Consider the following 22,459-nt stretch of genomic DNA (forward strand, 5'->3'; position numbering starts at 1 on the left):
TGCTGGTTGCAACCTCGCTTTCGTCGCTCCCAGGGGTCCAAAATGGCCGGCCTATTTCGCCCACGCCTCGCCAGCGCCTAGGGAATGATCCAGTCGATAATCTCAGGGTCGATTTCGTCTAGCTCCGTGAATTCGAGCGCCAGCAGCCGAGCATGTTTTCGCCTGTCGCTTTCAGCAAGGCGGTTTTCGACAACCGATCTTCTGAATGCCCCGCGAATGATCTCGCAATCGTGGGCGGACATTCTGTTTGCTGTATGGTCTTCGGCCATTCCAGGCTCCGCATAGGCGGGAGGCACCTGAGTTGGCTTCCAAGCGTCCGTATGCCGTAGAGGCGGACGACGTCAGAACTGTACGCTTCCGACAATCGGTTAGCGAGTCATTCCGCAGGGGAACCGGTAACGAGAAGTTGCGTTATGCCGACTAGGGACAACTTTAATGAGCAACGAGCAGAGCAAGCCACCGAGCGCTGCGGACGAGGTTATCCGCAGGTTGGTCAGTGAGACCGGCATCACTGAAGAGCAAGCTCGCGAGCTTATCCTATTCCTCGGCTACAACTGGTCATCGCTGATGCGGGAAGCTCGCCTTCTAGCCAGCAAGCAGTAGGACCCCGCCAGCGCGCGTTTACTCTTGCCCGCTGTTCAGCACCGTATGCGCCCATGCGTCTCCTGGCGCGTCCTGCAGGCATCGTTTCTCGACACGTTGCCGGTATAGGTCGAGGTCACGCTGTTTCTCTGCCTCGCGGGCTAGGCTGTAGTCCTCGGGCAAGGACTGCCAGTCGGCCGGCTTCTGGCGCATGCACCATTGCGGCCGGCGGTATCCCCAATGTTCGAAGGCCGACCATCTTCGATCCGTCAAACCAGATGGTCACGTTGAGCTTCGCAAAATGAAGCACTCGGGCCGCCCACCAACCTTTTCAATGTCGTGGTCGCCCGAACCCTTCGCCCACCGGGTCCATCCCTTCCCGGGCTGCTCGGTAAGCTCGGCATCGCGCATATATTAGCAACCCCTTGACGAAGTGTTCGGCCGCGCCAGAATCCTATGCATGGCGCGGGATATCAACATCGGCGACAAGGTGGCAATGCAAACGCATCGAGGAGCGCGTTGCACTCCATATCCCCACCGCCAATTTCCCCTATTCGATCATCGACCCCGAGGCCAAGCCAGGGGACAAGATCAGATTCGAGGGTGAAGTTGTGCATGTTGACGACGATCTAGGCCGGCTAACGGTACAGGCGCTCGGCCGCGTCACGGTCGACGCTGAGACGGTCCATTTGGTAAGGAAGTTCCGGCGGCCGAAAGGCCCGACCCCATTGCGTGACAAGGTGGAATGACCACGTTCCGGCTATCGATTTGGGTGATCCTTCGCCATTACCTTGAAAAGCAGAAGGCACGCCGCCAGCGACACACACGCCCCCATCAAATCGTCTCCTGTCAGGCCGGAGAGATAGACGAAATTAAACGCCAGCACGGCCATTGCTCCACCCTATGATATGGATTCGGAAGTTCCACCAAAGAGAGAACCGTTAGAGGACACTAATGTTCCGCTCTTGCGTGCGCCGCTGACAGCCCAGACTTGAGGCATGGAGATGTCAGTTGATGGATCGCCGCAACGCCGGAACCTATTCGGGGAGGCGCTTCGCAGGCTTGGCTGCGATGGCGGGGCGCTTGGTAAGCTCGCTGTCGCGCATTACGTGCCTCGGGATTCGACAATCTGCCTACAGATACCGCATTATCAGAGCCCTTGTGGGGATAAGGGGGGATTACAAAATGTCATTTCCAGACGGACATGACCGGCTTTGCGCGATCGAATGGCTGGTCCAGAGATTGGCTGTCGAGCACTGCTTGCGCACGCCCGATCCGATCGTTGCTGCCGAGCATCTCAAGGCAGCCGGGGAGGACTATGGCACGCTGGTTTTCACCAGCGCCATCAAGGCCGGCACCGCGGAAGGGATGACGGGACTGGATATCAGCACCGCACTTTCGCTTCTGGTCCAAAATATTCCAGACGATGTTCGTGCCGCGCTCGGCACCTAGATGGGCCACCAAGCCAACGCCAGCACGAGGCCGGCAGATAGGGTGAAGGCGAGGAGCGGCATCACGCTTGCCCTTCGGCTTGGCGAGCGCAAACTGCCGCTGGCCCATCTCGTCGATCGAGCCGGCTATCTGGGTCCAGAAAACATCCACCATCTGCCAGGGAAGCGCGAAACGATGGATTGAGCCGTCGGGCCGATGGAACCGGAACGCGAGAAACTTGCCATCGGCCCACGTGCCGAGCCAGTAGCTCGAGAACTCGACCTCCTCAAAGCTTCCGAATTGCTCCTTGAAGGCGAGACGGTTCCGCTCGCATTCTGCTTCCTCGTCTGGCGTTGTCGGCCGCCACCATGCCTCGGGTTTCTCGCTCATCGGCCCTGCGGCCTTCTGTCGATCGACGTCCACGCGCTCCTGATAGCAAAGTTCTGCAGGTTGCTGACGATGTGATCTTCGCCGATCAGATCGAACACATCTTGGGGACCGAGACCGAAGTCGAGCCGCACCGTCAGAATGCCGTGGTGTTGCTGTTCGGTCTGGCTCGGGCAAACCCTTGGATTGCGGCAATCACCCTCATCGGCAGCGCGATCCTGCTTTGGGCGACGCGCCTGCGGCATCGGCGCCGAGAGCCTGGAAGCCCGCGCCGGCCTGGCGTGCCTGGAACTGGGCATTGGTAATCTTGCCGGTCAGCAGGTCAAGAAAATCCGCCGACGGCTTGATCTGATCCTGTAGCTGCTTGGCATTCTCCGCCAGCTTCAGGAAGGCCACGGCCGCATCGTTCAGTTTCGGATTGGCCGCACTGATCGCGGCGACTGCCTTGAGATACACCTGCGGCACTCGCCGTGGCCACCCTTGGCAATCACCTTGATGATGTCTAGCTTGCTCGGGCGTATAGGAGAATTCAGTGACCTCTACCTTCACCGTACATGACGCATCCGGCTACGAGCAGCTCATGGGACGCTGGAGCCAAAGACTAGCGCCGCTGTTTATTGACTTTGCGAGGATTGTCGACGGCGAAAAGGTTCTTGATGTCGGATGTGGCACCGGGAGTTTGACCTTTGCTCTCCTCAAGGCGGCTGATCTGAGTGAGATAGCCGCGATTGACTATTCGCCAATCTTTGTCGAGGAGACTATCCGGCGCAATACGGATTCGAGAGTGAGCGTGCGGGAAGGGGACGCCTGCGCCATACCGTTTGACGACGGCACTTTCGATCGCGCGATGGCGCTCCTCGTCTTGCATTTCGTTCCGGACGCCAGCAAGGCGGTTGCCGAAATGCGGCGCGTCGTGCAGCCCGGCGGCGTCGTGGCAGCGGCCGTATGGGACCATCTGGGCGGTATGCCAGGGATGCGTATGATGGTCGACACCGTCGCCGCGCTCAGTGAAGCCGGCCGGCAGTTTCGCGGCCGCTATTGCTTTCAGCCAATGATGAAGCCGGGCGAAATGAAATCGACTTTTATCGACCAGGGCCTCCTCAACGTTACCGAAACGCAGCTGATGATCCGTATGGACTACAAAAGCTTCGATGATTATTGGGCGCCGATTGCTGCAGGCGAAGGGCCGTTCGGCAAATTTGTATCCTCGCTCGACGCAACGGAGCGGGCGCGGACCGATGCGGCGGTGCGCGACGCTTACCTCGCTGGTCAGTCGGACGGCCCGCGTTCCTTTGCGAATGTCGCCTGGGCCTGTCGAGGAGTGGCGCCCTGATTGAGGTGGCGAATTTTTTCACCCTGCGCTCGGTGCCTGCCAAATCGACGCCAACCTGAGCCTCGGTCACATCCGCCGCTGTAATCGATGGAGAGGCATTCATCCTGCCGTTATATGTCTGCAATGCGCCTCATATAGGTCATTGAACCAATCCGTCATCTCCGCCAAAAGCTGACATGTGGCGGACCCCAGGTGTCGAACAGGGCGGTGGCGTACAACTTGGCAAACTTTATGCAATGGCAGAAGGACGTGGCGGCATTCCTTAGGTCGTTGCGGCCGATCGTTTGAACATAATGGTAACTTTCGTGCCTTCAGCTGAACTTGAGACGACGTCAAACGAGGCCTTGGCGTTCTCAGTTAATGAACGCGCGATTAATGCGCCGAGTTTGCCCGGCTTGGGCCATGTCTCTCCATCGGGTAAACCAACCCCGTCATCCGCGATGATGATCCGACAACCGTCACCGTCGACAACACTGTGAAGTGTTATCGTTCCGCCTTCGCGTCCCTTAAAGCCATGTTTGAGTGCGTTGGTCAGCAGTTCGTTCACAACCAGCCCGGTCGGCATGGCAACGTTGATCGACACTGGATAGGTATCCACCTTCATGTCGAGACGTATGCCCTCAACGGCATGCGAGGCCATGACCGCGGAGGCTATCTGGCTTAAATAGATACCGAGATCGACCTCGTCCTTCTGCTCGTCGGCCGACAGCGTCTGGTAAAGGATTGCGAGCGCGTCGACGCGCCCGGCCAATCTCTCGAAACGCTTTTGATCAGGCTCGGCCGCATTGCGGGTCTCCAGCCGGATGAGTGCAGTGATCATCTGAAGATTGTTTTTCACGCGATGCTGCAGTTCGCGCAGCAGAGTATCCTTTTCGCGGACACGCTCGTCAATTGAGGGCGCCGCTTCGCCATGGATCGTCACGTCCACAAGGGCAACAAGCCGGAAGCAAGCCTTGCCGTTGTCGTCGACGATCACATTTGAGTAGGCATCAACCACTGCCGGTTCGTCGACGCCGCGCTGGAGGCGGAAAGTCCCCACGAAGTCGGCTTCATTTACCACGCTGTCCGCCAGCGCCTTGTCCTGCTGTTCATGGAGGCCAACCCCGGAAAGCGCTGCCCAGTTTTTGCGTGCCAGATTGGCGGCCTTCAGGCCAGAGAGTTTTTCAAATTCCGGATTGACATAAACGACCCGCTCCTTCGCGTTCAGATCAGAAACGGCAATCGCGATCGGCACCTGGTCCAGGAACTTCTTGAATTGATCGCTTTCCAGGGCGGTGGCGAGGTCAGGCGTGTCGAGCAACTGCTCGACTGCCTCGGCCTTCTCTGAATCGGATGTCATGTGTGCGCCTATGGAGTGGACCACATTAGTATCAGCGATGGGCCTCATCCGCCACCGCCGAAGCGGGCAGCGACATTACGTGCGCTGCCGTCAATAGCAGCCAGGCACCAGCCTGGTGTCACGCACGGTCAAATCCCCTCGGAACGCTTCCAATGGCTCCCTGACGGCCAGGCTCGCAAATTAGAATCATCGCGCAATTTGACAACTTCACAAAATTGATATTTGTTGTGAAGTAGTTCACAGGATGATTTCACATGATTGCTTCTCGTTTCGCGACACGGCTCAACTCTTTCGGCTCTGCCCCGCAGCTCTTCTGGCCAGATCTGAAAACCAAGCCGACCATGATGCAGATGGTTGAGCGTGCTTCCACAACCAAGGGTTTGACCGACCTGGACCTGAACTATCCCGATCACGTCAGCGATGATCCGAAAGCATTGTCGCAACGCATCCGCGACCTTGGTCTCAACATCAATGGGCTGGCGATGCGCTACTACACCAATCCCGGATTCAAGCGTGGTGCCTTCACAAATCCAGAGAAATCAGTGAGGCGAGAGGCTATTGAACTTACCAAGCGCGGCATCGATGCGGCGCGCAAGATGGATGTTCGCCTCATGACTGTGTGGCTCGGCCAGGATGGCTTCGATTACAATTTCCAGCTTGACTACAAGCAGGCTTGGGAATGGGAGGTCGAAGGTATTCGCGAAGTCGCTGATCACGACCCCGACTGCCAGATCAGCATCGAATACAAGCCTGACGAACCGCGTGCCCACAGCCTGTTACGCGATGCCGCAACCACCTTGCTTGCCATTGCCGATGCTGGCTCTCCAAACCTTGGCGTCACGATGGATTTTGCGCACTCGCTTTATGCCGGCGAACAGCCCGCATTCGCTTCGCATCTCATCCACCGCCGCAGCAAGCTGCTCGGCGTCCACCTTAACGATGCCTACGCCAAGCGCGACGATGGCCTAATGGTGGGCGCGGTGCATCTACGCGCAACACTCGAACTGCTGCGCCAGATCCGCCATGACGGCTATGACGGCGCGCTATATTTCGACACGTTTCCTGATGTCAGCGGGCTCGATCCCGTTGCGGAATGCGAAGCCAACATCGCCACCGTCAACCGGCTGATAGCAATCGTCGATCGCCTCGACGGAAGCAATGAACTGAACGAGGCCATGGCAAGCCAGGACGCGGTCGCCAGCCAAAGAATCGTCAACACGGCATTGATCGGCAGCGCCTGATCGACGTTCGCTCGCCGGCGGCGAAATGACCGGTTTAAGCAGGAGGAAGTCTGATGTCTTTACGCATGAAGTCCCTTATCGCCGGCTGCGCCTTTGCGCTTCTGGGAAGCTACGCCCACGCCCAGGATCTGGCGCCACTAAATTCCGATACCGAAAAGGATCGCATTGACTGGTCGCAGCTTGAGGCGAAGTTCGGAGCTGTTCCCCCCGCAGCAGCAGGCACCAAGATCGGCGGTGTCTCGAAGACCCTTACCAACGAATACTGGCGCAGCCTGGGCGAAGGCTATGCGGCTTATGCCAAGACAGCAGGCATCGAAGTCGTCTACCAGGCGGCCTCGAGCGAAGGCGATCAGCTGGGTCAGCTGTCGACCGCGGAAACACTGATCTCGCAAGGTTTCAACGCACTCCTGTTCTCGCCACAGACCGACAACAACCTTCAGCCGGCTATGGAAGAGGCAGAGGGCAAGGGGATCCCCGTCATCAATGTCAACGACGCCGTTATTCCGAGCGCCAAGCACTATGTCGGCAATGTCCAGCGTGACAATGGCGTGCGCGTCGCGAAGTGGTTCCTCAAGAACCGGCCCCAGGGTGGCAAGGTTGCGGTGATCGAAGGCCAGGCCGGCGTTTTTGCGGCAGGCCAGCGCACCAAGGGTTTCAGCGAAACCATCGTCGAAGGCGGCAAGTTCACCGTGGTGGCGAGCGTTCCCGGCAATTGGGATCGTCAGCTCGCTTACGACAACGCAGCCACCATTCTCCAGCAGAACCCGGATCTGGTCGGCTTCTACGCCAACAATGACGGCATGGCATTGGGCGTTGTCGAAGCGGTCAAGGCCGCGAAACTGCAAGACAAGGTCGTTGTGTTCGGCACGGACGGCATCTCGGACGCCTACGCCTCGATAAAGGCCGGCGAACTGACCGGAACCGTCGACTCATTCCCGGTCCTTACCGGCGAAGTGGGCGCGGAAGTTGCCCTGCGCCTACTCGGCAAGCAGGCGCTTCCGCGAGTGGTTTCAACGCCGCAGGCGCTGATCACCAAGGACAACGTCGATACCTATGCAGTCAAGGGTGACGAACTGCGCAAGGTGTTGCTCGCTCAGCCGGCTGAGTGAGCCCTCAGGGCCTGGCTCGGGGGGGGCCGGGCCAGCTTCCACCCAACTTGTTTCCGGGAGGAGAATTCAATGGACGATCCAGCCTATCGGCTCAAGCTGACCAACATCGGCAAGAGCTTTGGACCCGTGCGCGCGCTCGATGGCGTGGACATGGAAGTCAAGCGCGGTACGGTTCACGGGTTGCTCGGCGAAAATGGCGCCGGCAAGTCGACCCTCTTGAATATCCTCTCGGGGGTCTTCCAGCCGTCTTCGGGCCACGTCGAGGTCGATGGTGTTCGGGTTGCCGGCCACGGTCCGGTGGCCGCGCGGCGAGCCGGTATCGTCATGATCCACCAGGAACTGCAGCACGTGCCGGAGCTGACGGTCGCGCAGAACATGTTCTTGGGGCGTCCCATCAAGACTGGCGGTCTGTTCGTCGCGCGCCGTATTCAGGAACGAGCAGCCGCGGAAGCGTTGGCGCCTCTTGATCCATCCATAGATCCGTCGGTGCCAATCCGCACCCTCAAGGTGGCGCAACGGCAGATCGTCGAAATCGCCCGCGCCATGATGGAAGACGCCAAGGTGCTGGCGATGGACGAACCGACATCGAGCCTGACGCCAGCAGAGTTCGAGCGCCTGGCGGTTCTGATTGCCGATCTAGCCGCGCGCGGCGTCTCGGTCATCTACGTCTCCCACAAGATGGATGAGGTGTTTCGGGTCTGCGACGCCGCGACCATACTGCGAGACGGTCGCAAGGTAACCGACGTGGTTATGGCAGAAACCAGCGAAAGCGCCGTGATCGCCCGCATGGTTGGCCGAGAGCTTGCAGCGGCGGAACACAAGGGGTTTGCAAAAGACGAAGTCGTGCTCGAAATCGCAGGACTTTCGCGAGGCACCGCTGTTCGCGATGCCAGTTTAAAGCTTCATCGCGGGGAAGTGCTTGGCATATCGGGTCTGGTCGGGGCGGGTCGCACAGAACTCCTGCGACTGATTGCTGGTGTCGATAAGCCCGACGCGGGCGAAATCCGCCTCAAAGGCAAACCGCTGTCACTCGGCAATCCTCGCATAGCCATCGCATCGGGGCTCGGCCTTCTGCCGGAAGAGCGCAAGCGCGAAGGCATCATTGCGCGACGCTCGGTGCGCAGCAACATCGCGCTGCCGTCGATGGGTCGTTACTCGCGGTTCGGTTTCGTGCGCCGTAAGACCGTTGCGAAGGAGAGCCAGCAACTGATGGCGGATCTCAATCTGAGGCCTCTCAATATCGAGCGTCCAATTGGTCAGTTTTCCGGCGGTAACCAGCAGAAGGCGATCATCGGCCGCTGGATCGCGGCAGGCGCTCAAATCCTGCTCTTCGATGAGCCAACCCGTGGCATCGATGTGGGCGCGAAGGCGGAGATCTACGCACTGATCGAAAGGTTGGCGGCTGAAGGTCGCTCAATGATCGTCGTGTCGTCGGAGCTACCAGAGATCCTGCGTGTCGCCGATAGGGTCCTCGTCATGCGTGAAGGGCGTATCGCCGGCGTGCTGGAGCGAGACAGCCTCAGCGAAGAGGCCATCGTCGCACTGGCCGTGCCGCAATCGTCGCCTCAAGCCCCCTCCGTTTCAAGGTCTTAGATCATGTCCGTTTCGAACACCCCCGCCGTGCCCACGATCCAGAAGAAGTTTGCCCTGCCGGTCGGCATTCGCGACGCCGGCACTTTGCTTGGACTGGTCGCGATTGTCGTCGTCTTCTCGATCCTCAGCCCGAATTTTCTGACTGAACCGAATATCCTCAACATCTTGCAGCAATCGTCGATCAATGCCTGCGTGGCATTGGGCATGACCCTGGTCATCATCGCTGGTGGCATCGACCTCTCTGTTGGGCCAACAGCCGCGATCGCAGCGGTGACGGTCGCCGTTCTGATGGCGGCAGGGGTGCCGATGGTCTTGGCGATACCCACCGCTCTGATCTTCGGCATGGCTGCAGGCGCCATCAATGGGGCACTTGTCGCCTTCGGTGGCCTTCAGCCATTTATCGTCACGCTCGGAACCCTGTCTCTCTATCGGGCAATTTCACTCATTTACACCGGCGGCAATCCTATTTTCGGCATACCCCCTGCGTATCGAGCCCTGACCAACTCAACCGTTTTCGGTGTGCCTAATCCAGTGGTGATCGTGGCGGCTCTTGCAGCAACGATCTGGGTGGTGCTCAACAAGACGCCTCTTGGCGAATATTTCCTCGCCGTCGGCGGCAATCAGGAAGCGTCCCGCATTGCCGGTGTGCCTGTATCGCTCACCAAGATCGCCAGCTACGTCATTTCGGGCGGCCTGGCTTCGGTCGCCGGGCTGATCCTGGTCGGCCGCCTTGGTGCAGCTGACCCTACTCTTGGCAATCTGTGGGAGCTCGACGCCATTGCTGCGGCAGCAATTGGCGGCGCCTCGCTTATGGGCGGCAAGGGTTCGATTGTCGGCACGTTGCTCGGAGCCGTTATCCTCGGCAGCCTGCGCAATGGTTTGACCCTGTTGAATGTGCAAGCGTTCTACCAACTTCTCGCCACTGGCATTATCATCCTCGTCGCGATGCTGATTGATCGCGCAACGAGAGGCCGGGAATGAACCTTTCTATCAATGATCCGAGAACGGTGGGGCCGCGCATCAGGATGATGATGCCCCACCTGACCCCTCTAGAAGCCCGCGTGGTCGACATGATCCTCGGGCGCCGCGATTTTGATGGGGCCACGCCGTTGAAAACGATTGCCGACGACGCCGGAGTCTCGGAGGCGATGATCATCAAGATTGTCAAAAAACTAGGCTTTGCCGGGTTTCGAGACTTCCGCAGTGCCCTCGATGATTACAACAGGCTGCCCACCGCAGAAATGCATCAGGAACTCTCGCCAGAAGACACAGGCTTGGAGATCGCGCAAAAGGTCTTTCGAACGTCTATTCACGCACTTGAGGAGACCTTGTCGATTTTCGATCCTGTGGCTTTCGAGCGGGCGGCTGACCTGATCTTCAACGCCAGGCAGCGCGATCTGTATGGCATTGGCGGCTCGGCGCAGATAGCCCGCGATGTCTCCCATAAGCTTCTACGCATAGGCGTGCGCACCAGCGTATTCGACGACGTACACATGATGCTGATGTCGGCCGCCCTGCTGTCGGACGGCGATCTGGCCATCGGATTCTCGCATTCAGGCACGACAACTGCCGTGATCGAGCCGCTGGAACTCGCTCGCAAGCGTGGAGCCCGCATCATCGTCCTCACCAATTACGCAGGCTCCCCGATTGCCTCGATCGCCGACGTAGTCCTATGCTCAACCGCGCAGGGCTCGCCGCTGCTCGGTGAGAACGCGGCAGCCCGCATTGCTCAACTCGTGGTCTTTGACGCTGTATTCGCGGCCGTCGCCCAGCGCGATCTTGAGGCGGCGGAGAGAAATCTTGCCGCTACGATGGGAGCGGTCACAAACAAGCGACGACAGACATGACAAACAAGCCCATCGTCGTCGTTGTTGGCAGCCTTCACTACGACATCATGATCGACGCACCTGACCGTCCGCGCAAAGGTGAGACTGTGACCGGTTATGCCTGGCGGCCAAAGTTTGGCGGCAAAGGTGGGAATCAGGCGGTCGCCGCCGCAAAGGCAGGAGGAGAGGTTCGGTTTGCCGGCGCTGTGGGCGATGATGATTTTGGCCGGTTCCTGCTCGACGCGCTGGGCGGCGGCGGCGTTGACGCGTCAAGAGTTTCTCGCCTTGCCGACACGGCTTCAGGGATGAGCGTCGCCATTTCCGACGCCAGTGGCGATTACGGTGCAGTCATAGTTTCAGGGGCCAACCTCAAGGTCGATGCCAACGCCCTCGCAGCTTCGGAGCTCTGGCGGGATGCTCGGGTGTTGATCCTGCAAAATGAAATGCCCGAGGCCATCAACATCGCAGCCGCTCGCGCGGCGCGCGATGCGGGCACCATCGTCTGTGTCAACGCGGCGCCCTACCGCTCGATGAGCGGGGAGTTCACCGCATTGATCGACGTTCTGGTCGTCAATTCCATTGAAGCGGAAGAATTGTGCGGAGTTCCAGTTGCAAGTCTAAGAGATGCCGCTTTGGCTGCAGAGGCCTTGTCAAAATCGTTCCCATGTGTGGTCGTGACCGCGGGTGGTGATGGCGTGGTCGGCTTGAAGCGCGGCGATGCAGTGGTCAGCGTGCCTGCGCTTCCTGTTGAGTTGATTAGCACCCATGGCGCTGGGGACGTGTTTGTTGGGACGCTTGCAGCAGGATTAGCTTCAGAGTTGCCGTTCGCGAGCGCGATCGGAGCAGCGAACCAAGCCGCAGCACTTCATGTGTCCAAGGAATAGCATAATGACGCAGAGCTTTTAGGGTTTAAGAGAAAGCTCGCAGGACCGCATGTCCTCTCACGTGATCTGGAAAAACAAGCTGCCCCGTCGGCTTCCGACCCTGGTCCGTCGGCCACGCTCCCTGCGCGGCGGTCATCAACACGGCGGAAATTGCTAAGGAAAACTCCTTTGAGGGCCTGGCACCCAACGCATTGGGGGCGACTGGTTGCCGGTTGCCTCTGCATGCGAGTTCCCCTTCGGCGGTCGCAATCAAAAGCATTAGATCGTCGCTGGCGGAACCTTTGTAAGGTTAAGCCCTTCTCCTCTTGAACGGTGGAGGTACCAATGGCGAATCTGGGAAGACTGGCGATCGCGATGCTTGGCGTTCTGGCCTACCAAAATCGCGACAAAATCGGCGAAATGATCCGTGGGGCGGGAGATCGTAATCCAAACGACCCGCAAGGCGGGATTCTAGATCAGCTTTCCAAAGGCGTCTCCGGGACCGCGCTCGGAGATATCCTAGATCGATTCAGAGGTGCGGGGGCAGGATCAAAGGTCGACTCATGGGTAGGTACTGGGCCGAACCAGCCAATCGAGCCAAATGACGTGGAAGCGGCAATAGACGAAGACACGCTGACGTCACTCTCGATGCAGACCGGCCTTTCGCGCGAGGAACTCATCAGCAGGATCACCCGGGATTTGCCGGAGGCAGTCAACAAGATGACGCCAAATGGTGAACTGCCACCCGGGCCCACGCAAAGCTCCGATGAGACAACCCTACTCGACGACGTGCCCCCGAGTAAAACCGGGCAAAACGATGTCTAGAGTGACGACCATACCCCGGGGAGACCTGCTGACTCGTACGGGCTCGGCAGTTGGTGTAACTGGGCAGGGCTATCCGGGCGCCAAAGCAGCAAACGTAGTTGCCGAATTGGATTTGCTGGCTAACTTACTCGATTCCCGTTGGTGCATTCCAGGGACATCAATTCGTTTCGGATTGGATGCCCTGGTGGGTCTGGTGCCCGTTCTCGGAGATGCGGCGACAGGCATCGTTTCGGTTTATATCGTGTTGCGAGCCCGAAGCTGCGGCGCTGGAAAGACCTTGGTGGCCAGAATGTTAGGGAACGTACTGCTTGATACGGTTGTAGGAAGCGTCCCTATTCTGGGCTCAATCTTCGATGTGTATTTCAAGGCCAACAATCGCAATATCAGACTGCTTCGCCGCCACCTCCAACGGTAACGCGGAGTTGGCAGCGGCCCGGCGACGCGACCTACCTGATTGCCGCTCAATATTCACCAGCGGAACTTTATTGGCTTATGGCCCGTTTTCCCGCCGAACCAATTTCGGTTCAAGCAAGGGGGAAAATATGGAAAATCCAGGCGTCGGTTGGATAGCTGCTATCGTCATCGGCGGTATCGCCGGCTGGCTCGCCGAGATGTTCATGAAAAGCAACATGGGCGTGCTCATGAACATCATTTTGGGGATCGTCGGCGCCATCGTCGCCAACGTCCTGCTCGGGTTGCTAGGCATATCGTTGGCCGGCTGGCTTGGCTATCTTGTTGCCGGCTTCATCGGTGCATGTATTTTGATTGCCGTGGCCCGATTGATTAGACGCTAACCCCCAATAGGTGCTTGTTCGGCCCGCGTCTTCGCCAACGGCGCGGGCCAATCCTTTATGGCGGGCTATTTGACCGGCGCTATTGGAACTAAGTGAGCGGCGATCCGGTTTCAGGGGTGGGAGGAAGTCTATATGCCAACCAAAATCAAAGGCCCGCCACCACCCAAACCCGATCCCGAAAAAGGCATCTTTCCGTCGTCCCGAAAAGGAAGCATCACCAGAGCCCAAACATGTCGATCCGCCACCGCGAGATGTGCGAGAGGCACCGGTGCCAAATCCAAACGGCGACAAGAATTCCTAGCCGCCGGCACGCGCGACACACCCTATCCCGCAATGACCGGTGCGAACCCCGAGCTCATCCAAAACCCGCACCAGCCACCACCTACCGGCGGCGAGGACCAAGCGTAAGGATAGTCATAATTGCACCCACGCATGCCATCGCTGTCAGCGCGACGGCACCAGAAGCATTGACCTCTTGCTCTGCGCGAAATGGGACGATTTGTTCTGCAGGCAAAGAGCTGTGAACGAGCGCGTCCAGATCGGACCTGCTACCGTGTCGAACGGAATAGGCGCGGGTGAATTCCGCACCGAGAAGGAAAATTTCCGATGAGTAGTAAACCCAGAGCAGTATGACGAGCAGCCCACCGGCGGCCCCATACGAGGACGCGATCGCGCTGGAGCCGATGTACCAACCGATAAGCGATTTGCCGAGCGTGAACAGCGCTGCGGTCACAACAGCACCAATCCCGACATCACGCCATTCGAGGGTTCGATCAGGCAAAACTTTGTAGATGGCGGCGAACATCACTGAGATCAGGACGAACGAAACAACCGCGTTAATCACGCCGAGTGCGATTGTACCGAAGGCCATCTGCGCATTGATGATGTTGCCCAGTGCCGAGATCGCCGCGCTCGCTACCAGAGATACGAGCAACATGAAACCGAGTGCAGCAACCAAGCCCAGACTTGCTGCACGTGCGCGCACCAGACGTGAAAACGAACTGCCCTGCGGTTCGACCTTCCATATTATGTTCAACGATTGCTGCATTTCGCCAAAGACACCAGACGCAGTCACGAACAAGGTGACGATGCCGAGGACCGCCGCCCAGGTACCGGATGATTTGCCGGATGCACTCTCGAGCGCGGTCTGAAGAAGACTTGCACTTTCTGGACCCATCAGACCTGAGATCTGGGCAGACAAAGCCAATTGAGCAGCTTCATGACCGAAAGCGAGACCCGCGATTGCGACCACAATGAGCAGAATCGGCGCCAACGATGTGGTGGCGTAAAAAGCCATTGCTGCGCCATGACTAAGAGCATTGTCGTTGACAAAGCCAACTACGCTTTCTCGCACCAGTTCCCATACATTTGTGATCGCGCGTCGCATTTTAGGACCGTAAAGCAGTGAGCCGTATTGGCGTTCATTAGCAATGCGCCAGCACTTCTGATGTTCCGTGGGCGAGATTAGCAAGAGTTTCGCAGCCCTTTCAGCTGGACGGCAGGGGGCCGACAGCCCGTTGGGGTATGTTCGACTGGCCATCGGGCCTGACCGGCGTGGGGGAGCATGGCGCCAAATGCGCCTTTTTACTCCGCCGATCCAAATGGTAAGGCTCTCGGGAGGCACTGGATCGATCAACCGGAGGCGGCGGCTCACTTGCGCGCCGCTCGAGCGAAGAGTCCCTAGGCACGTCCTCTGCCTGCCGCGGAAGCAAAGGAACCTCGTCGATGCCTCAAGCGTCTTGGAATGCTGGCCGCCGCGGCGTTGAACTCATCTTCTTCAGCTTCGGGCATTCGCGTGCAATGCGGCCGGTCTCAGCCTTTACGTGCTTGAACAACTGTGGCAGGCGGGCCAGTATTTCGCATGCGATCCCTTGGTCGCGAACTGACGACGGCAGCGGCTAATCGGCAACAGGTAGGGCCTCACGCTTCGCAGCTAAAGCGCCTAGCCGCGAGACGCAGGCAACGAGACTTCTCCGGTTCGCGTAAAAGCTCGGAACCATTCGCTTCGCCCGCTCTTTCTCCCGGAGCCAGTTCGGGCGTAGGAGGATCATCATGAAAACGTTAGCCGATATTTTCGAGCATACCCTTCAGGATATGTATTACGCCGAAAACGCGATTACCAAGGCATTGCCCAAGGTGGCCAAGGCGGCGAAGGATGCCAAGCTCAAGAAAGCTGCCGAAGACCATCTTGAGGAAACCAAGGGGCAGATCAAGAAGCTGGAGCAGGTTTTCAAGTCGATAGGCAAGACGGCCTCGGGCGAGAAGTGCGACGCCATCGAGGGTCTTATTAAGGAAGCCGGCGGGCTGATGGAGGAAGCATCAGGGACGGCTCTCGAAGCAGGCTTGCTGGCAGCGTGCCAAGCAGTCGAGCACTATGAAATTTCCCGGTATGGCTCTCTGCGGGAATGGGCGAAAGACCTCGGGCATGACGAGGCGCACAAGCTGCTCAGCGAAATACTCGATCAAGAGAAGGCGACCAACAACAAGCTGACGAACCTCGCGGTTACGTCGATCAACAAGCCAAATTGACGGCTCCGCTCCGACCCAAGGAGGGTACGACCAATTCAACGTGATTTCGTTTTGGTGTTGTATTCGCGGTTCGCCGCATAATCGATCTTGAATGTTCCTTCGGCAACGCGGACGCCCTGCTTCACGTTTGAGATAGTTATCGTTGTCGTCAGTCCTCTCTCGTCGGTGACGGTCCATTTGCGCAAATCGAGGGATTTCCTGTCAAATGTCATGCCGATATCTGAGCTTCCGAAGGCTAGTCTGATAGTTACCAGGTTGCCGTCTTCCTTAATGCTTTTGAGGCGCCTGCCTGAGAAGTCGACTTTGCTGTCGAGGAGCAACTTGAGTGGCGTCTTCGCGAGCGCATAAAGCCGCGATGTCTTGAGCTTCTTGTTGTAAACGACCAACGATTTGCCATCAGTAATTACGGTGACCCCTGATTGGCCCGCATAGTTGAATCGGACTTTGCCTGGGCGTTGGAAAAAGAAACTGCCGCTGGTCTTTTCCGCCTTCGGGCCTGACTGAACAAAGTCCCCTGACATCGATTTGACCGATGAGAAGTGATCGGCAATCTCCTGCGCGTCTACAGGTGCTGCCGACGGCGCGGTCGTAAACTCCCCATTGATCGCGACCAGGATGAACCAAAAGCCAATCAGTCTTTTCGTCAAGCGCATGGAAATGTCCTGGCCATCGGGAGGGGGGTGAAGGGAGGCCCGAGATCGCTGATCACGCGCCTCCGACGATCAGTAGCCGTCCGGGCACTGAGCGATATAAACGTGGCCATTGCGATCGCGATACCGGCACTGGCCGGCCTCGCTTGCGTGGCCTATCACCGCGCCAGCGAGGGCGCCGACTGCACCGCCAACAACAGCGCCCTTGACCGGGTCGCCGGCCACTGCGGCACCAACCGCCGCGCCACCCAAGCCGCCAACTGCTGCGCCTTGCTCGGTACGGGAGCATGCGCCAAGCGGAAGCAGTAAGACCAAAAGAAGCAGTGTCTTTTTCATTCGTTCTCTCCTGGGCTTTAATTAGCCGGAGATTAAATGCGCCAACGCGTCTTTTGATCCCTCCTATAAGGATGCACACACCGATGAAGCCGGCGACCAGATAGCCGAGCCAGCCGGCCACGAGATGCCGAGCGCGCCGATAAGCACGTTGGCAATAACGGCGCCGACAATCCCCAGAATGATGTTCTTGAGCACGCCCATGTTGCTTTTCATGAACATCTCGGCGAGCCACCCCGCGAGACCGCTGGTGATGATCGCATCGATCCAACCGGCGCCAGGATTTTGCGTGGTTTCCCCTTTCGTCGAACCGTAATTGGTTGGACGAGCAAACGTTCATAAGTCGATCAGGTTCCGCGAAAAACTATCAATCTCAGCGAGTTGCCGACGTCGTAGCAGCATTCCATTCGGCTTGCGAAATCATGGAACCTCGTCTCGCACGGCTCGTTGTGAAATCGCAAACGATACCGCGTTCAGCCACCGGTGGAATGGTCAAGCCGAACGCGACGTGCATCAACACCAACGCACAAGGAAACGTATCATGATCCGCAAACTTTTGGCTACCACAGCTGTAGCGACGCTTCTCACCGCTGGGGTGTGGGCCACAGGTGCCTCGGCCGAAGACGCTGCCAAGCCTGCCAGCGCCTCGCAGACCACGGCGGCGGCGCCGGCGAAAATGGTTGACGGCAGCCTGGCCACCAAGATCATCGGCGCCGACGTTTACGATAGCGCCGCGGACAATGCAGAGAAGATCGGCGATGTGAGAGACATCGTTCTCTCCAATGACGGGAAAGCCAAATACATTGTCATCGGCGTTGGCGGATTTCTGGGTATCGGCGAAAAGAACGTCGCGTATGACTTCAGCAAGGCTGAATGGGTCGAGAGGAAGGGTGAACGCTGGCTGGTGGCAAAGACCACCAAGGAAGACCTCCAGGCGCAGCCCGATTTCGATCTGAAGGTTTACGACACTACGACGGCGTCGAACGATGGCGCCGCTCCAGCGGCCACCAATGAACCGGCTGCGGCCACCACGGCTAACAACGAACCGGCTCCAACTGCAACGGACAAGACGGAAACCGCTGCTATCGACAAGGCCACGCTGACCGAGGTGCCGATTGATAAAATCAGTGCCAAGGACTTCATCGGCACTAGGGTCTATGGTGCCGACGATGCAAGGGTCGGCGAGATCGGCGACGTGGTGCTCAGCGGCGACAAGAAGGTGGATGCCGTGGTCATCGACGTTGGCGGCTTCCTGGGCATGGGCGAAAAGGAAGTGGCCGTCGGCCTGGAGAAGTTGAAGTTCATGTCCGACAAGGATGGAAATCGCTATCTCTATACCAATTTCACCAAAGCCCAGTTGGAAGCACAGACCGCATATGACAAGGGCACCTATGCCCAGAACCGCGACAAACAGCGGATCGTCATCAGCCAGTAGCTGCTGAAATGGCCCGTGCCGAGACCGGCGCGGGCCAAATTCTTCGGCTTGGAGCGTACGGGAGCATGACAGGGTTTGGCAATGATACGGACAAGAAGGGAGTGCCGGACGGGAGCGCGACGTTCCATCTGCGACGGATGGATCGCTTGTCCGTGCCGCAGCACGAGTTGGACTTCATCAGCAAGCTCGGTCGTATCAATCATCAACAGGCTCTCGCACTGCTGCAGAAGCCTCGGGCGCGTCTAGCGCCACCTGAAGCCTTTGTTCGGCCCGCCGCGCCTCAGGGAGCAGCGGGTTTTTTGTCGGAGTCGAAACCGCATTCCCAGAAATACCGATGGCCCGCAAGCTTGATCTAAGAACTGGCCGGCCCGTCTGGTTCGCTTATCGCTCGCCTACGGTGCCGGCAACAAAATTCGCGCGCGACGTGAAGACCGACGTGCTGATTGTCGGCCTGGGCATCAGCGGTGCCATGATGGCGGAGGCATTGACGCGCGACGGCCATTCGGTGATCGTGATCGACCGGCGCGGCCCGCTGAAAGGCTCGACCCCGGCAACGACGGCGCTGGTGCAGTTCGAGATTGACCAGCCGCTGATAAAACTTTCGCGCATGATCGGCCGGGCCTTTGCCGAACAGGCCTGGCGACGCTCGCGGCTTGCCGTGCTGAAACTCCGTGGGCGGATCGCCGAACTGGGCATCGACTGCGGCTCGACCGGCATCCAGTCGCTGTATCTTGCCGGCAACGCGCTCGGACCCTCGGAATTGCACGATGAAGCGGAGGCCCGCAGGCAGGCAGGCATCGGCGCAACCTACCTGAGTCATGAACAATTGGCGGATAACTTCGGCATCGACCGGGCCGCCGCCATTCTCAGCCACGACAACCTCGCGCTCGATCCGCGCAAGCTCACCGCCGGCCTGCTACTCAAGTCGATACGCAAGGCGCGGTTTTATGCACCGGTCGAGGCCACAACCATCGAGGACAGTCGTGACGAGGTTGTTGTCGGCAGCAGCCTCGGCCCGACCATCACGGCCAGGCATGTGGTGCTGGCGACTGGCTTCGAACTGACCGACATCGTGCCGGCGGCCGCGCACCGCATCATCTCGACCTGGGCGATCGCCACTCGTCGGCAGCCGCGCAACATATGGCCTGGCGCCGCCTTCATCTGGGAAGCATCTGAACCCTACCTCTATATGCGCGCGACAGCGGACGGCCGCGTAATTTGCGGCGGCGAGGACGAGGATTTCACCGACGAGACCCGTCGCGATGCACTGACGCCGGACAAGTCCGTGCGCATCGCCGAAAAGCTCGGCCGACTGTTTCCCCATCTGGACACGAGACCCGAATTCGCCTGGGCCGGCTCGTTCGGCACCACGACCACCGGTCTGCCCTATCTCGGCGCGATCCCCCGGCATCCGCGCATTCATGCGGTGATGGGCTATGGCGGCAACGGCATCACCTTCTCGCAGATCGCCTCGGAGATAGTCTCCTCCGCGATTGGCGGCGCCGATGACACCGATGCAGAGCTGTTCGCATTCGGTCGTTAGAAGGCGAGGCGTCAAGGAACATTATCGTGCGCTAAGAGTTCGCATCGGCCGCAGATAGCGACCCTCAGCCCGAAGCGCCGCGACTATCCGCTTTCCAGCCTGAATGACACGCTCGGCTGGTACGTGCGCTGCCGCTACTGGGCGCGACGGTCGGCGGCACCAGTGGTGTCGGGGTTGGTGTCGGTGTCGGCATAGGCGGCTGGCACGCCTGGTACCCCTGGCACACCCGGCGTTCCTGGCACAACTGGACTTCCGGGTGTTGTTGCCGACATGTCAAGTAGCCAGATCGCTCGTATGAAGAAGCGCTGCGCGGATGTGCTTAGCAGTTCTGGCACCTATGATCGCGACCTTCGGGAACTCTGCCTGTTGATCTCGCGACGCTGAGCGGGACGCGCTCTTCTAGCCTTATGGCAAAGCCCGCTGCCGAAAGGTTGCGGGCTTTTTTGTTTGCGCTTGGAACTTTGAGAAGCGACGAAGCCAAGAAGGCTGCTGAGAAGCCGGGCATCACCGCCGGCGCTACTTCTTGGTGATGTTGCCGTTGTTCAGATCAAAGGCTTCGGTGCCGCGCGTCTGTGCGTAAAAATCGTCCTGCAGTGCTCCCCATTCTCCGAGGTAGCCACCGCACTTACTGCAATGGATCGGCGTGTGCTCTTCAGCACCATCCGGGATGTCCATCTGGATCGTTCCGCACGCCTTACAATCCAGTTTGTGGTCGAGCCGCTTGTTGTCCATTGGATGTGTTTATCGATCGCACGCCGGACCGTCTACACGCCTGTTGACGCGGTCCGATCTGCTTTCCTGGCGTTTACCGGAACGAAAACAGTGCTCCGCCGTTCGGACCTAGCATCAGGGGCGGTAACATGCACGACGCGTTTTTCGCAGTTCCAATCATCGTTGAAACCGAAATGGTGGGGGGTGAGTTTCGCACTTTGAGCAGCGTGTCCGAGGCCGCCATATTCATGATGGAGCGCTGGCCGCAATCGCGCGGGCCAAGTTACCAGGCGGCACTTCAGGCTTGCACCGGCCCTCTAAGTACCGCTGAGCACGTTGAGAATGCTCGGCGTGCCTTTCTGACTGCTGCCAAGGAAGCTGGCCTGAATGTGAAAGCTGTGCAGAGCGACGCTCCATTGTCTCGTTCACTGGAGCGGCCCAAGTCGTCCTACATCACCGATGAGAAACGACGCGACCGCGGGGATAAGGAGGAGCAGGAGGACTTTCTCGTCCGCTTCCTTGCGCGGGAAACCGGCATCACCGAGGCGCAGGCTCGTGACCTCGTGAATATGATCGGCACGGACCGCGCGTCGTTGTTGCGGGAGGCGAGAATATTGAAAGGGCGGCAGTAATGCGCACGTGCGCGCCTATTGTCCATCACGACGCCGGTATGGCAGACATCGAGTTCTAAGAGAGAGGAACGCCGTGCCGCCCCGAACATACCGTCTCCAGATCATGCTCAATGCCGAGGAACTCGCTGTCCTGGACGCTTGGCGGTTTGAGAGACGAATGCCTAGCCGATCTGACGCAGTTCGGGAGTTGTTAAGCCGAGGTCTCGCCGCGACCGGAGATGACGCGGAGGCAGGCGCCCGTTCGGTAGACTACGGGGTTCTCGGTCCGCCAGGCGACTAAAGCCGGAGTTGTCCTATTTCGGGAGCGAATTGTCGGCATCAATCTTGCAGCGCAAATTCGCCGGCTGACCCCGGTCCTGATCGCGTATTCTGATCAGGTTTGTAGGGCTCGCCGGGTTTGAGGTCGTGGGGGTCTTCGCCCGGCGAGTGCTAAGGAGCCAATCTCAAAGAGGCCTGCCTGCCAAAGACCGGTTCCCAAGCGGCAGGCAAAGGCAAAAGACACTAGGCAGCTACCCAACCCTAGGTGATGCTCTGAATATGATCCTGACAGGCCGGCAGCGTTGACCCCATATTGAATTCGCCACAGGACGGAATTATTATTGCCAGTCACCATTCTGTTTCCAGCCCTTGGATGGGAGGTTTCACCATGGATAAGCTGGCTGTTTCGGTATCCGCTTTCGACTGCGATGTCCTGCGCAGTGCCTTCAAAAATTCCGTCTTTGAAGATAATATTCCCGAAGATGAGTGGCGCGAATACGCGGCGCGGATGATCCGCGATCTCACCGGGATTGAGACGGTCGATCCTGACTTGGTGGAATGGATCGTGCTACGTAGCCAGAACGCTAGACTGGGCGCATACTCAGCCGATGAAGCCGCCAGTTCCCGCTGACCTCGCCAACGACAACGGCAAGCTAGAAGATCACCTGGCAGCCGCGACAATTGCGCTGCACACGGCGGCCAAAGGTCTAGACGCCCCGGCGAAGTTGATGGTGGACGTGCTGCCCGTTACACGTCATGTAGGCGCTACCCCGCTGTAGGTGGCTGCGGCCGTCGGATCAAAGGCGGGGAGGGCGGTTCTGTGCCTTGTCTCCTAGTCCAGCCCAGTCGACAATCCAGCTTCAAGCATTGTGTGCGTCGCTGGCTGCTCCGGAGTGGCCCTAGACCAACCGCTTTCGTGTGCACTATGTGTGCAATGAGAACTTAGATAGAGCCGGGTGGTCTTCCGTTACGGCGGAATAATCGTAAATTGGGCTACGCTTGGGCGGGTGTGTCAGGCGAAATTGCCCAGTCGTTCCAACCGGGT

At 58.8% G+C, this 22,459-nt stretch carries 25 protein-coding genes and 1 pseudogene; 16 read left to right on the forward strand and 10 right to left on the reverse strand.

Features of this window, described 5'->3' with window-relative positions; all coding sequences use genetic code 11:
* Positions 1–77 precede the first annotated feature (77 nt).
* Positions 78–269: a hypothetical protein gene (locus tag AC1D1B_RS25315; RefSeq protein WP_477335463.1), complete on the reverse strand. Its 192-nt coding sequence runs from the start codon at positions 267–269 to the stop codon at positions 78–80.
* A 166-nt stretch (positions 270–435) separates the two neighbouring features.
* On the opposite strand from AC1D1B_RS25315, the gene AC1D1B_RS25320 reads away from it, so the two are divergent.
* The gene (locus AC1D1B_RS25320) at positions 436–603 is read left to right on the forward strand and encodes a hypothetical protein (RefSeq protein ID WP_477335465.1); all 168 of its coding nucleotides are present in this window, start codon (positions 436–438) and stop codon (positions 601–603) included.
* Positions 604–1,770: 1,167 nt separating this feature from the next.
* Here AC1D1B_RS25320 and AC1D1B_RS25325 read toward each other — a convergent pair.
* From AC1D1B_RS25325 to AC1D1B_RS25335, 3 genes are read right to left on the reverse strand one after another with little or no spacing between them, the layout of a single operon-like run.
* On the reverse strand, positions 1,771–2,403 hold the full coding sequence (locus AC1D1B_RS25325; protein WP_477335467.1) for a hypothetical protein: 633 nt from the start codon (positions 2,401–2,403) through the stop codon (positions 1,771–1,773).
* A complete protein-coding gene (locus AC1D1B_RS25330; RefSeq protein WP_477335469.1) occupies positions 2,400–2,645 on the reverse strand; it encodes a hypothetical protein in 246 nt (81 codons plus the stop codon). Before AC1D1B_RS25330 ends, AC1D1B_RS25325 begins: the two co-directional genes overlap by 4 nt.
* Positions 2,602–2,865: a hypothetical protein gene (locus AC1D1B_RS25335; RefSeq protein WP_477335471.1), complete on the reverse strand. Its 264-nt coding sequence runs from the start codon at positions 2,863–2,865 to the stop codon at positions 2,602–2,604. The genes AC1D1B_RS25330 and AC1D1B_RS25335 overlap by 44 nt, the downstream gene beginning before the upstream one ends.
* Before the next feature lie 67 nt (positions 2,866–2,932).
* Between AC1D1B_RS25335 and AC1D1B_RS25340 the strand changes: the two genes are divergently transcribed.
* Complete coding sequence (locus AC1D1B_RS25340) at positions 2,933–3,733, forward strand: class I SAM-dependent methyltransferase (protein ID WP_477335475.1); 801 nt, start codon at positions 2,933–2,935, stop codon at positions 3,731–3,733.
* A 262-nt stretch (positions 3,734–3,995) separates the two neighbouring features.
* Here AC1D1B_RS25340 and AC1D1B_RS25345 read toward each other — a convergent pair whose 3' ends face one another.
* Positions 3,996–5,072: a sensor histidine kinase gene (locus tag AC1D1B_RS25345; protein ID WP_477335477.1), complete on the reverse strand. Its 1,077-nt coding sequence runs from the start codon at positions 5,070–5,072 to the stop codon at positions 3,996–3,998.
* 254 nt (positions 5,073–5,326) lie between these two features.
* Between AC1D1B_RS25345 and AC1D1B_RS25350 the strand changes: the two genes are divergently transcribed.
* The 9 genes from AC1D1B_RS25350 to AC1D1B_RS25390 all read left to right on the forward strand — a co-directional run bounded on the left by AC1D1B_RS25350 (position 5,327) and on the right by AC1D1B_RS25390 (position 13,323).
* Positions 5,327–6,313, forward strand: coding sequence for a sugar phosphate isomerase/epimerase family protein (locus AC1D1B_RS25350; protein WP_477335479.1), 987 nt, complete (start codon positions 5,327–5,329; stop codon positions 6,311–6,313).
* A gap of 53 nt (positions 6,314–6,366) precedes the next feature.
* Positions 6,367–7,422, forward strand: a complete 1,056-nt coding sequence (locus AC1D1B_RS25355) for a sugar ABC transporter substrate-binding protein (protein ID WP_477335481.1) — start codon at positions 6,367–6,369, stop codon at positions 7,420–7,422.
* A 69-nt stretch (positions 7,423–7,491) separates the two neighbouring features.
* On the forward strand, positions 7,492–9,015 hold the full coding sequence (locus AC1D1B_RS25360) for a sugar ABC transporter ATP-binding protein (protein ID WP_477335482.1): 1,524 nt from the start codon (positions 7,492–7,494) through the stop codon (positions 9,013–9,015).
* A gap of 3 nt (positions 9,016–9,018) precedes the next feature.
* Positions 9,019–9,996: an ABC transporter permease gene (locus tag AC1D1B_RS25365; RefSeq protein ID WP_477335483.1), complete on the forward strand. Its 978-nt coding sequence runs from the start codon at positions 9,019–9,021 to the stop codon at positions 9,994–9,996.
* A complete protein-coding gene (locus AC1D1B_RS25370; protein ID WP_477335484.1) occupies positions 9,993–10,862 on the forward strand; it encodes a MurR/RpiR family transcriptional regulator in 870 nt (289 codons plus the stop codon). Before AC1D1B_RS25365 ends, AC1D1B_RS25370 begins: the two co-directional genes overlap by 4 nt.
* Positions 10,859–11,725 carry a ribokinase gene (locus tag AC1D1B_RS25375; protein ID WP_477335486.1) on the forward strand — a complete coding sequence of 289 codons (867 nt, stop codon included), beginning with the start codon at positions 10,859–10,861 and terminating at the stop codon, positions 11,723–11,725. The genes AC1D1B_RS25370 and AC1D1B_RS25375 overlap by 4 nt, the downstream gene beginning before the upstream one ends.
* 324 nt (positions 11,726–12,049) lie before the next feature.
* The gene (locus AC1D1B_RS25380; protein ID WP_477335488.1) at positions 12,050–12,529 is read left to right on the forward strand and encodes a YidB family protein; all 480 of its coding nucleotides are present in this window, start codon (positions 12,050–12,052) and stop codon (positions 12,527–12,529) included.
* Between the two features lies 1 nt (position 12,530).
* Entirely contained in the window at positions 12,531–12,944 is a 414-nt protein-coding gene (locus AC1D1B_RS25385) for a DUF4112 domain-containing protein (protein ID WP_477335490.1), read from the forward strand.
* A gap of 127 nt (positions 12,945–13,071) precedes the next feature.
* Entirely contained in the window at positions 13,072–13,323 is a 252-nt protein-coding gene (locus tag AC1D1B_RS25390) for a GlsB/YeaQ/YmgE family stress response membrane protein (protein WP_477335492.1), read from the forward strand.
* Between the two features lie 382 nt (positions 13,324–13,705).
* Here the strand turns inward: AC1D1B_RS25390 and AC1D1B_RS25395 are convergent, their stop codons facing one another.
* Positions 13,706–14,710: a YihY/virulence factor BrkB family protein gene (locus AC1D1B_RS25395; protein WP_477335494.1), complete on the reverse strand. Its 1,005-nt coding sequence runs from the start codon at positions 14,708–14,710 to the stop codon at positions 13,706–13,708.
* A gap of 665 nt (positions 14,711–15,375) precedes the next feature.
* Between AC1D1B_RS25395 and AC1D1B_RS25400 the strand changes: the two genes are divergently transcribed.
* Positions 15,376–15,852 carry a YciE/YciF ferroxidase family protein gene (locus AC1D1B_RS25400; RefSeq protein WP_477335496.1) on the forward strand — a complete coding sequence of 159 codons (477 nt, stop codon included), beginning with the start codon at positions 15,376–15,378 and terminating at the stop codon, positions 15,850–15,852.
* 35 nt (positions 15,853–15,887) lie between these two features.
* Here AC1D1B_RS25400 and AC1D1B_RS25405 read toward each other — a convergent pair whose 3' ends face one another.
* The 3 genes and pseudogenes from AC1D1B_RS25405 to AC1D1B_RS25415 form a co-directional block, all read right to left on the reverse strand.
* Positions 15,888–16,505: a LolA family protein gene (locus tag AC1D1B_RS25405; protein ID WP_477335498.1), complete on the reverse strand. Its 618-nt coding sequence runs from the start codon at positions 16,503–16,505 to the stop codon at positions 15,888–15,890.
* A gap of 69 nt (positions 16,506–16,574) precedes the next feature.
* Positions 16,575–16,838, reverse strand: a complete 264-nt coding sequence (locus tag AC1D1B_RS25410) for a YMGG-like glycine zipper-containing protein (protein ID WP_477335500.1) — start codon at positions 16,836–16,838, stop codon at positions 16,575–16,577.
* A 64-nt stretch (positions 16,839–16,902) separates the two neighbouring features.
* A pseudogene (locus AC1D1B_RS25415) lies at positions 16,903–17,102 on the reverse strand (GlsB/YeaQ/YmgE family stress response membrane protein); the annotation flags it as partial.
* 274 nt (positions 17,103–17,376) lie between these two features.
* Between AC1D1B_RS25415 and AC1D1B_RS25420 the strand changes: the two are divergent.
* Together AC1D1B_RS25420 and AC1D1B_RS25425 are read left to right on the forward strand one after the other, a co-directional pair.
* A complete protein-coding gene (locus tag AC1D1B_RS25420; protein ID WP_477335502.1) occupies positions 17,377–18,270 on the forward strand; it encodes a PRC-barrel domain-containing protein in 894 nt (297 codons plus the stop codon).
* Positions 18,271–18,604: 334 nt separating this feature from the next.
* A complete protein-coding gene (locus AC1D1B_RS25425; RefSeq protein ID WP_477335504.1) occupies positions 18,605–19,813 on the forward strand; it encodes an NAD(P)/FAD-dependent oxidoreductase in 1,209 nt (402 codons plus the stop codon).
* 516 nt (positions 19,814–20,329) lie between these two features.
* Here the strand turns inward: AC1D1B_RS25425 and AC1D1B_RS25430 are convergent.
* A complete protein-coding gene (locus tag AC1D1B_RS25430; RefSeq protein WP_477335506.1) occupies positions 20,330–20,545 on the reverse strand; it encodes a hypothetical protein in 216 nt (71 codons plus the stop codon).
* Positions 20,546–20,673: 128 nt separating this feature from the next.
* Here AC1D1B_RS25430 and AC1D1B_RS25435 point away from each other — a divergent pair, with 128 nt between their 5' ends.
* Both AC1D1B_RS25435 and AC1D1B_RS25440 read left to right on the forward strand, forming a co-directional pair.
* Positions 20,674–21,156 (forward strand): DUF982 domain-containing protein, encoded by a 483-nt coding sequence (locus AC1D1B_RS25435; RefSeq protein WP_477335508.1) that lies wholly within the window; start codon positions 20,674–20,676, stop codon positions 21,154–21,156.
* A 646-nt stretch (positions 21,157–21,802) separates the two neighbouring features.
* On the forward strand, positions 21,803–22,045 hold the full coding sequence (locus AC1D1B_RS25440; protein WP_477335510.1) for a hypothetical protein: 243 nt from the start codon (positions 21,803–21,805) through the stop codon (positions 22,043–22,045).
* The last annotated feature ends 414 nt before the right edge of the window (positions 22,046–22,459 follow it).

The sequence above is a fragment of the Mesorhizobium sp. P2_C5_2 genome (assembly GCF_056404535.1).

Excerpts from the sequence above, each read along its gene's own strand:
- AC1D1B_RS25325 (WP_477335467.1), bottom strand. The coding sequence starts at position 2,403 with ATGAGCGAGAAACCCGAGGCATGGTGGCGGCCGACAACGCCAGACGAG.
- AC1D1B_RS25405 (WP_477335498.1), bottom strand. The coding sequence starts at position 16,505 with ATGCGCTTGACGAAAAGACTGATTGGCTTTTGGTTCATCCTGGTCGCG.
- AC1D1B_RS25425 (WP_477335504.1), top strand. The coding sequence starts at position 18,605 with ATGGCCCGCAAGCTTGATCTAAGAACTGGCCGGCCCGTCTGGTTCGCT.
- AC1D1B_RS25370 (WP_477335484.1), top strand. The coding sequence starts at position 9,993 with ATGAACCTTTCTATCAATGATCCGAGAACGGTGGGGCCGCGCATCAGG.
- AC1D1B_RS25420 (WP_477335502.1), top strand. The coding sequence starts at position 17,377 with ATGATCCGCAAACTTTTGGCTACCACAGCTGTAGCGACGCTTCTCACC.
- AC1D1B_RS25395 (WP_477335494.1), bottom strand. The coding sequence starts at position 14,710 with ATGCGACGCGCGATCACAAATGTATGGGAACTGGTGCGAGAAAGCGTA.
- AC1D1B_RS25430 (WP_477335506.1), bottom strand. The coding sequence starts at position 20,545 with ATGGACAACAAGCGGCTCGACCACAAACTGGATTGTAAGGCGTGCGGA.
- AC1D1B_RS25355 (WP_477335481.1), top strand. The coding sequence starts at position 6,367 with ATGTCTTTACGCATGAAGTCCCTTATCGCCGGCTGCGCCTTTGCGCTT.
- AC1D1B_RS25380 (WP_477335488.1), top strand. The coding sequence starts at position 12,050 with ATGGCGAATCTGGGAAGACTGGCGATCGCGATGCTTGGCGTTCTGGCC.
- AC1D1B_RS25435 (WP_477335508.1), top strand. The coding sequence starts at position 20,674 with ATGCACGACGCGTTTTTCGCAGTTCCAATCATCGTTGAAACCGAAATG.
- AC1D1B_RS25375 (WP_477335486.1), top strand. The coding sequence starts at position 10,859 with ATGACAAACAAGCCCATCGTCGTCGTTGTTGGCAGCCTTCACTACGAC.
- AC1D1B_RS25350 (WP_477335479.1), top strand. The coding sequence starts at position 5,327 with ATGATTGCTTCTCGTTTCGCGACACGGCTCAACTCTTTCGGCTCTGCC.
- AC1D1B_RS25345 (WP_477335477.1), bottom strand. The coding sequence starts at position 5,072 with ATGACATCCGATTCAGAGAAGGCCGAGGCAGTCGAGCAGTTGCTCGAC.
- AC1D1B_RS25365 (WP_477335483.1), top strand. The coding sequence starts at position 9,019 with ATGTCCGTTTCGAACACCCCCGCCGTGCCCACGATCCAGAAGAAGTTT.
- AC1D1B_RS25390 (WP_477335492.1), top strand. The coding sequence starts at position 13,072 with ATGGAAAATCCAGGCGTCGGTTGGATAGCTGCTATCGTCATCGGCGGT.
- AC1D1B_RS25315 (WP_477335463.1), bottom strand. The coding sequence starts at position 269 with ATGGCCGAAGACCATACAGCAAACAGAATGTCCGCCCACGATTGCGAG.
- AC1D1B_RS25330 (WP_477335469.1), bottom strand. The coding sequence starts at position 2,645 with ATGCCGCAGGCGCGTCGCCCAAAGCAGGATCGCGCTGCCGATGAGGGT.
- AC1D1B_RS25410 (WP_477335500.1), bottom strand. The coding sequence starts at position 16,838 with ATGAAAAAGACACTGCTTCTTTTGGTCTTACTGCTTCCGCTTGGCGCA.
- AC1D1B_RS25360 (WP_477335482.1), top strand. The coding sequence starts at position 7,492 with ATGGACGATCCAGCCTATCGGCTCAAGCTGACCAACATCGGCAAGAGC.
- AC1D1B_RS25400 (WP_477335496.1), top strand. The coding sequence starts at position 15,376 with ATGAAAACGTTAGCCGATATTTTCGAGCATACCCTTCAGGATATGTAT.
- AC1D1B_RS25440 (WP_477335510.1), top strand. The coding sequence starts at position 21,803 with ATGGATAAGCTGGCTGTTTCGGTATCCGCTTTCGACTGCGATGTCCTG.
- AC1D1B_RS25320 (WP_477335465.1), top strand. The coding sequence starts at position 436 with ATGAGCAACGAGCAGAGCAAGCCACCGAGCGCTGCGGACGAGGTTATC.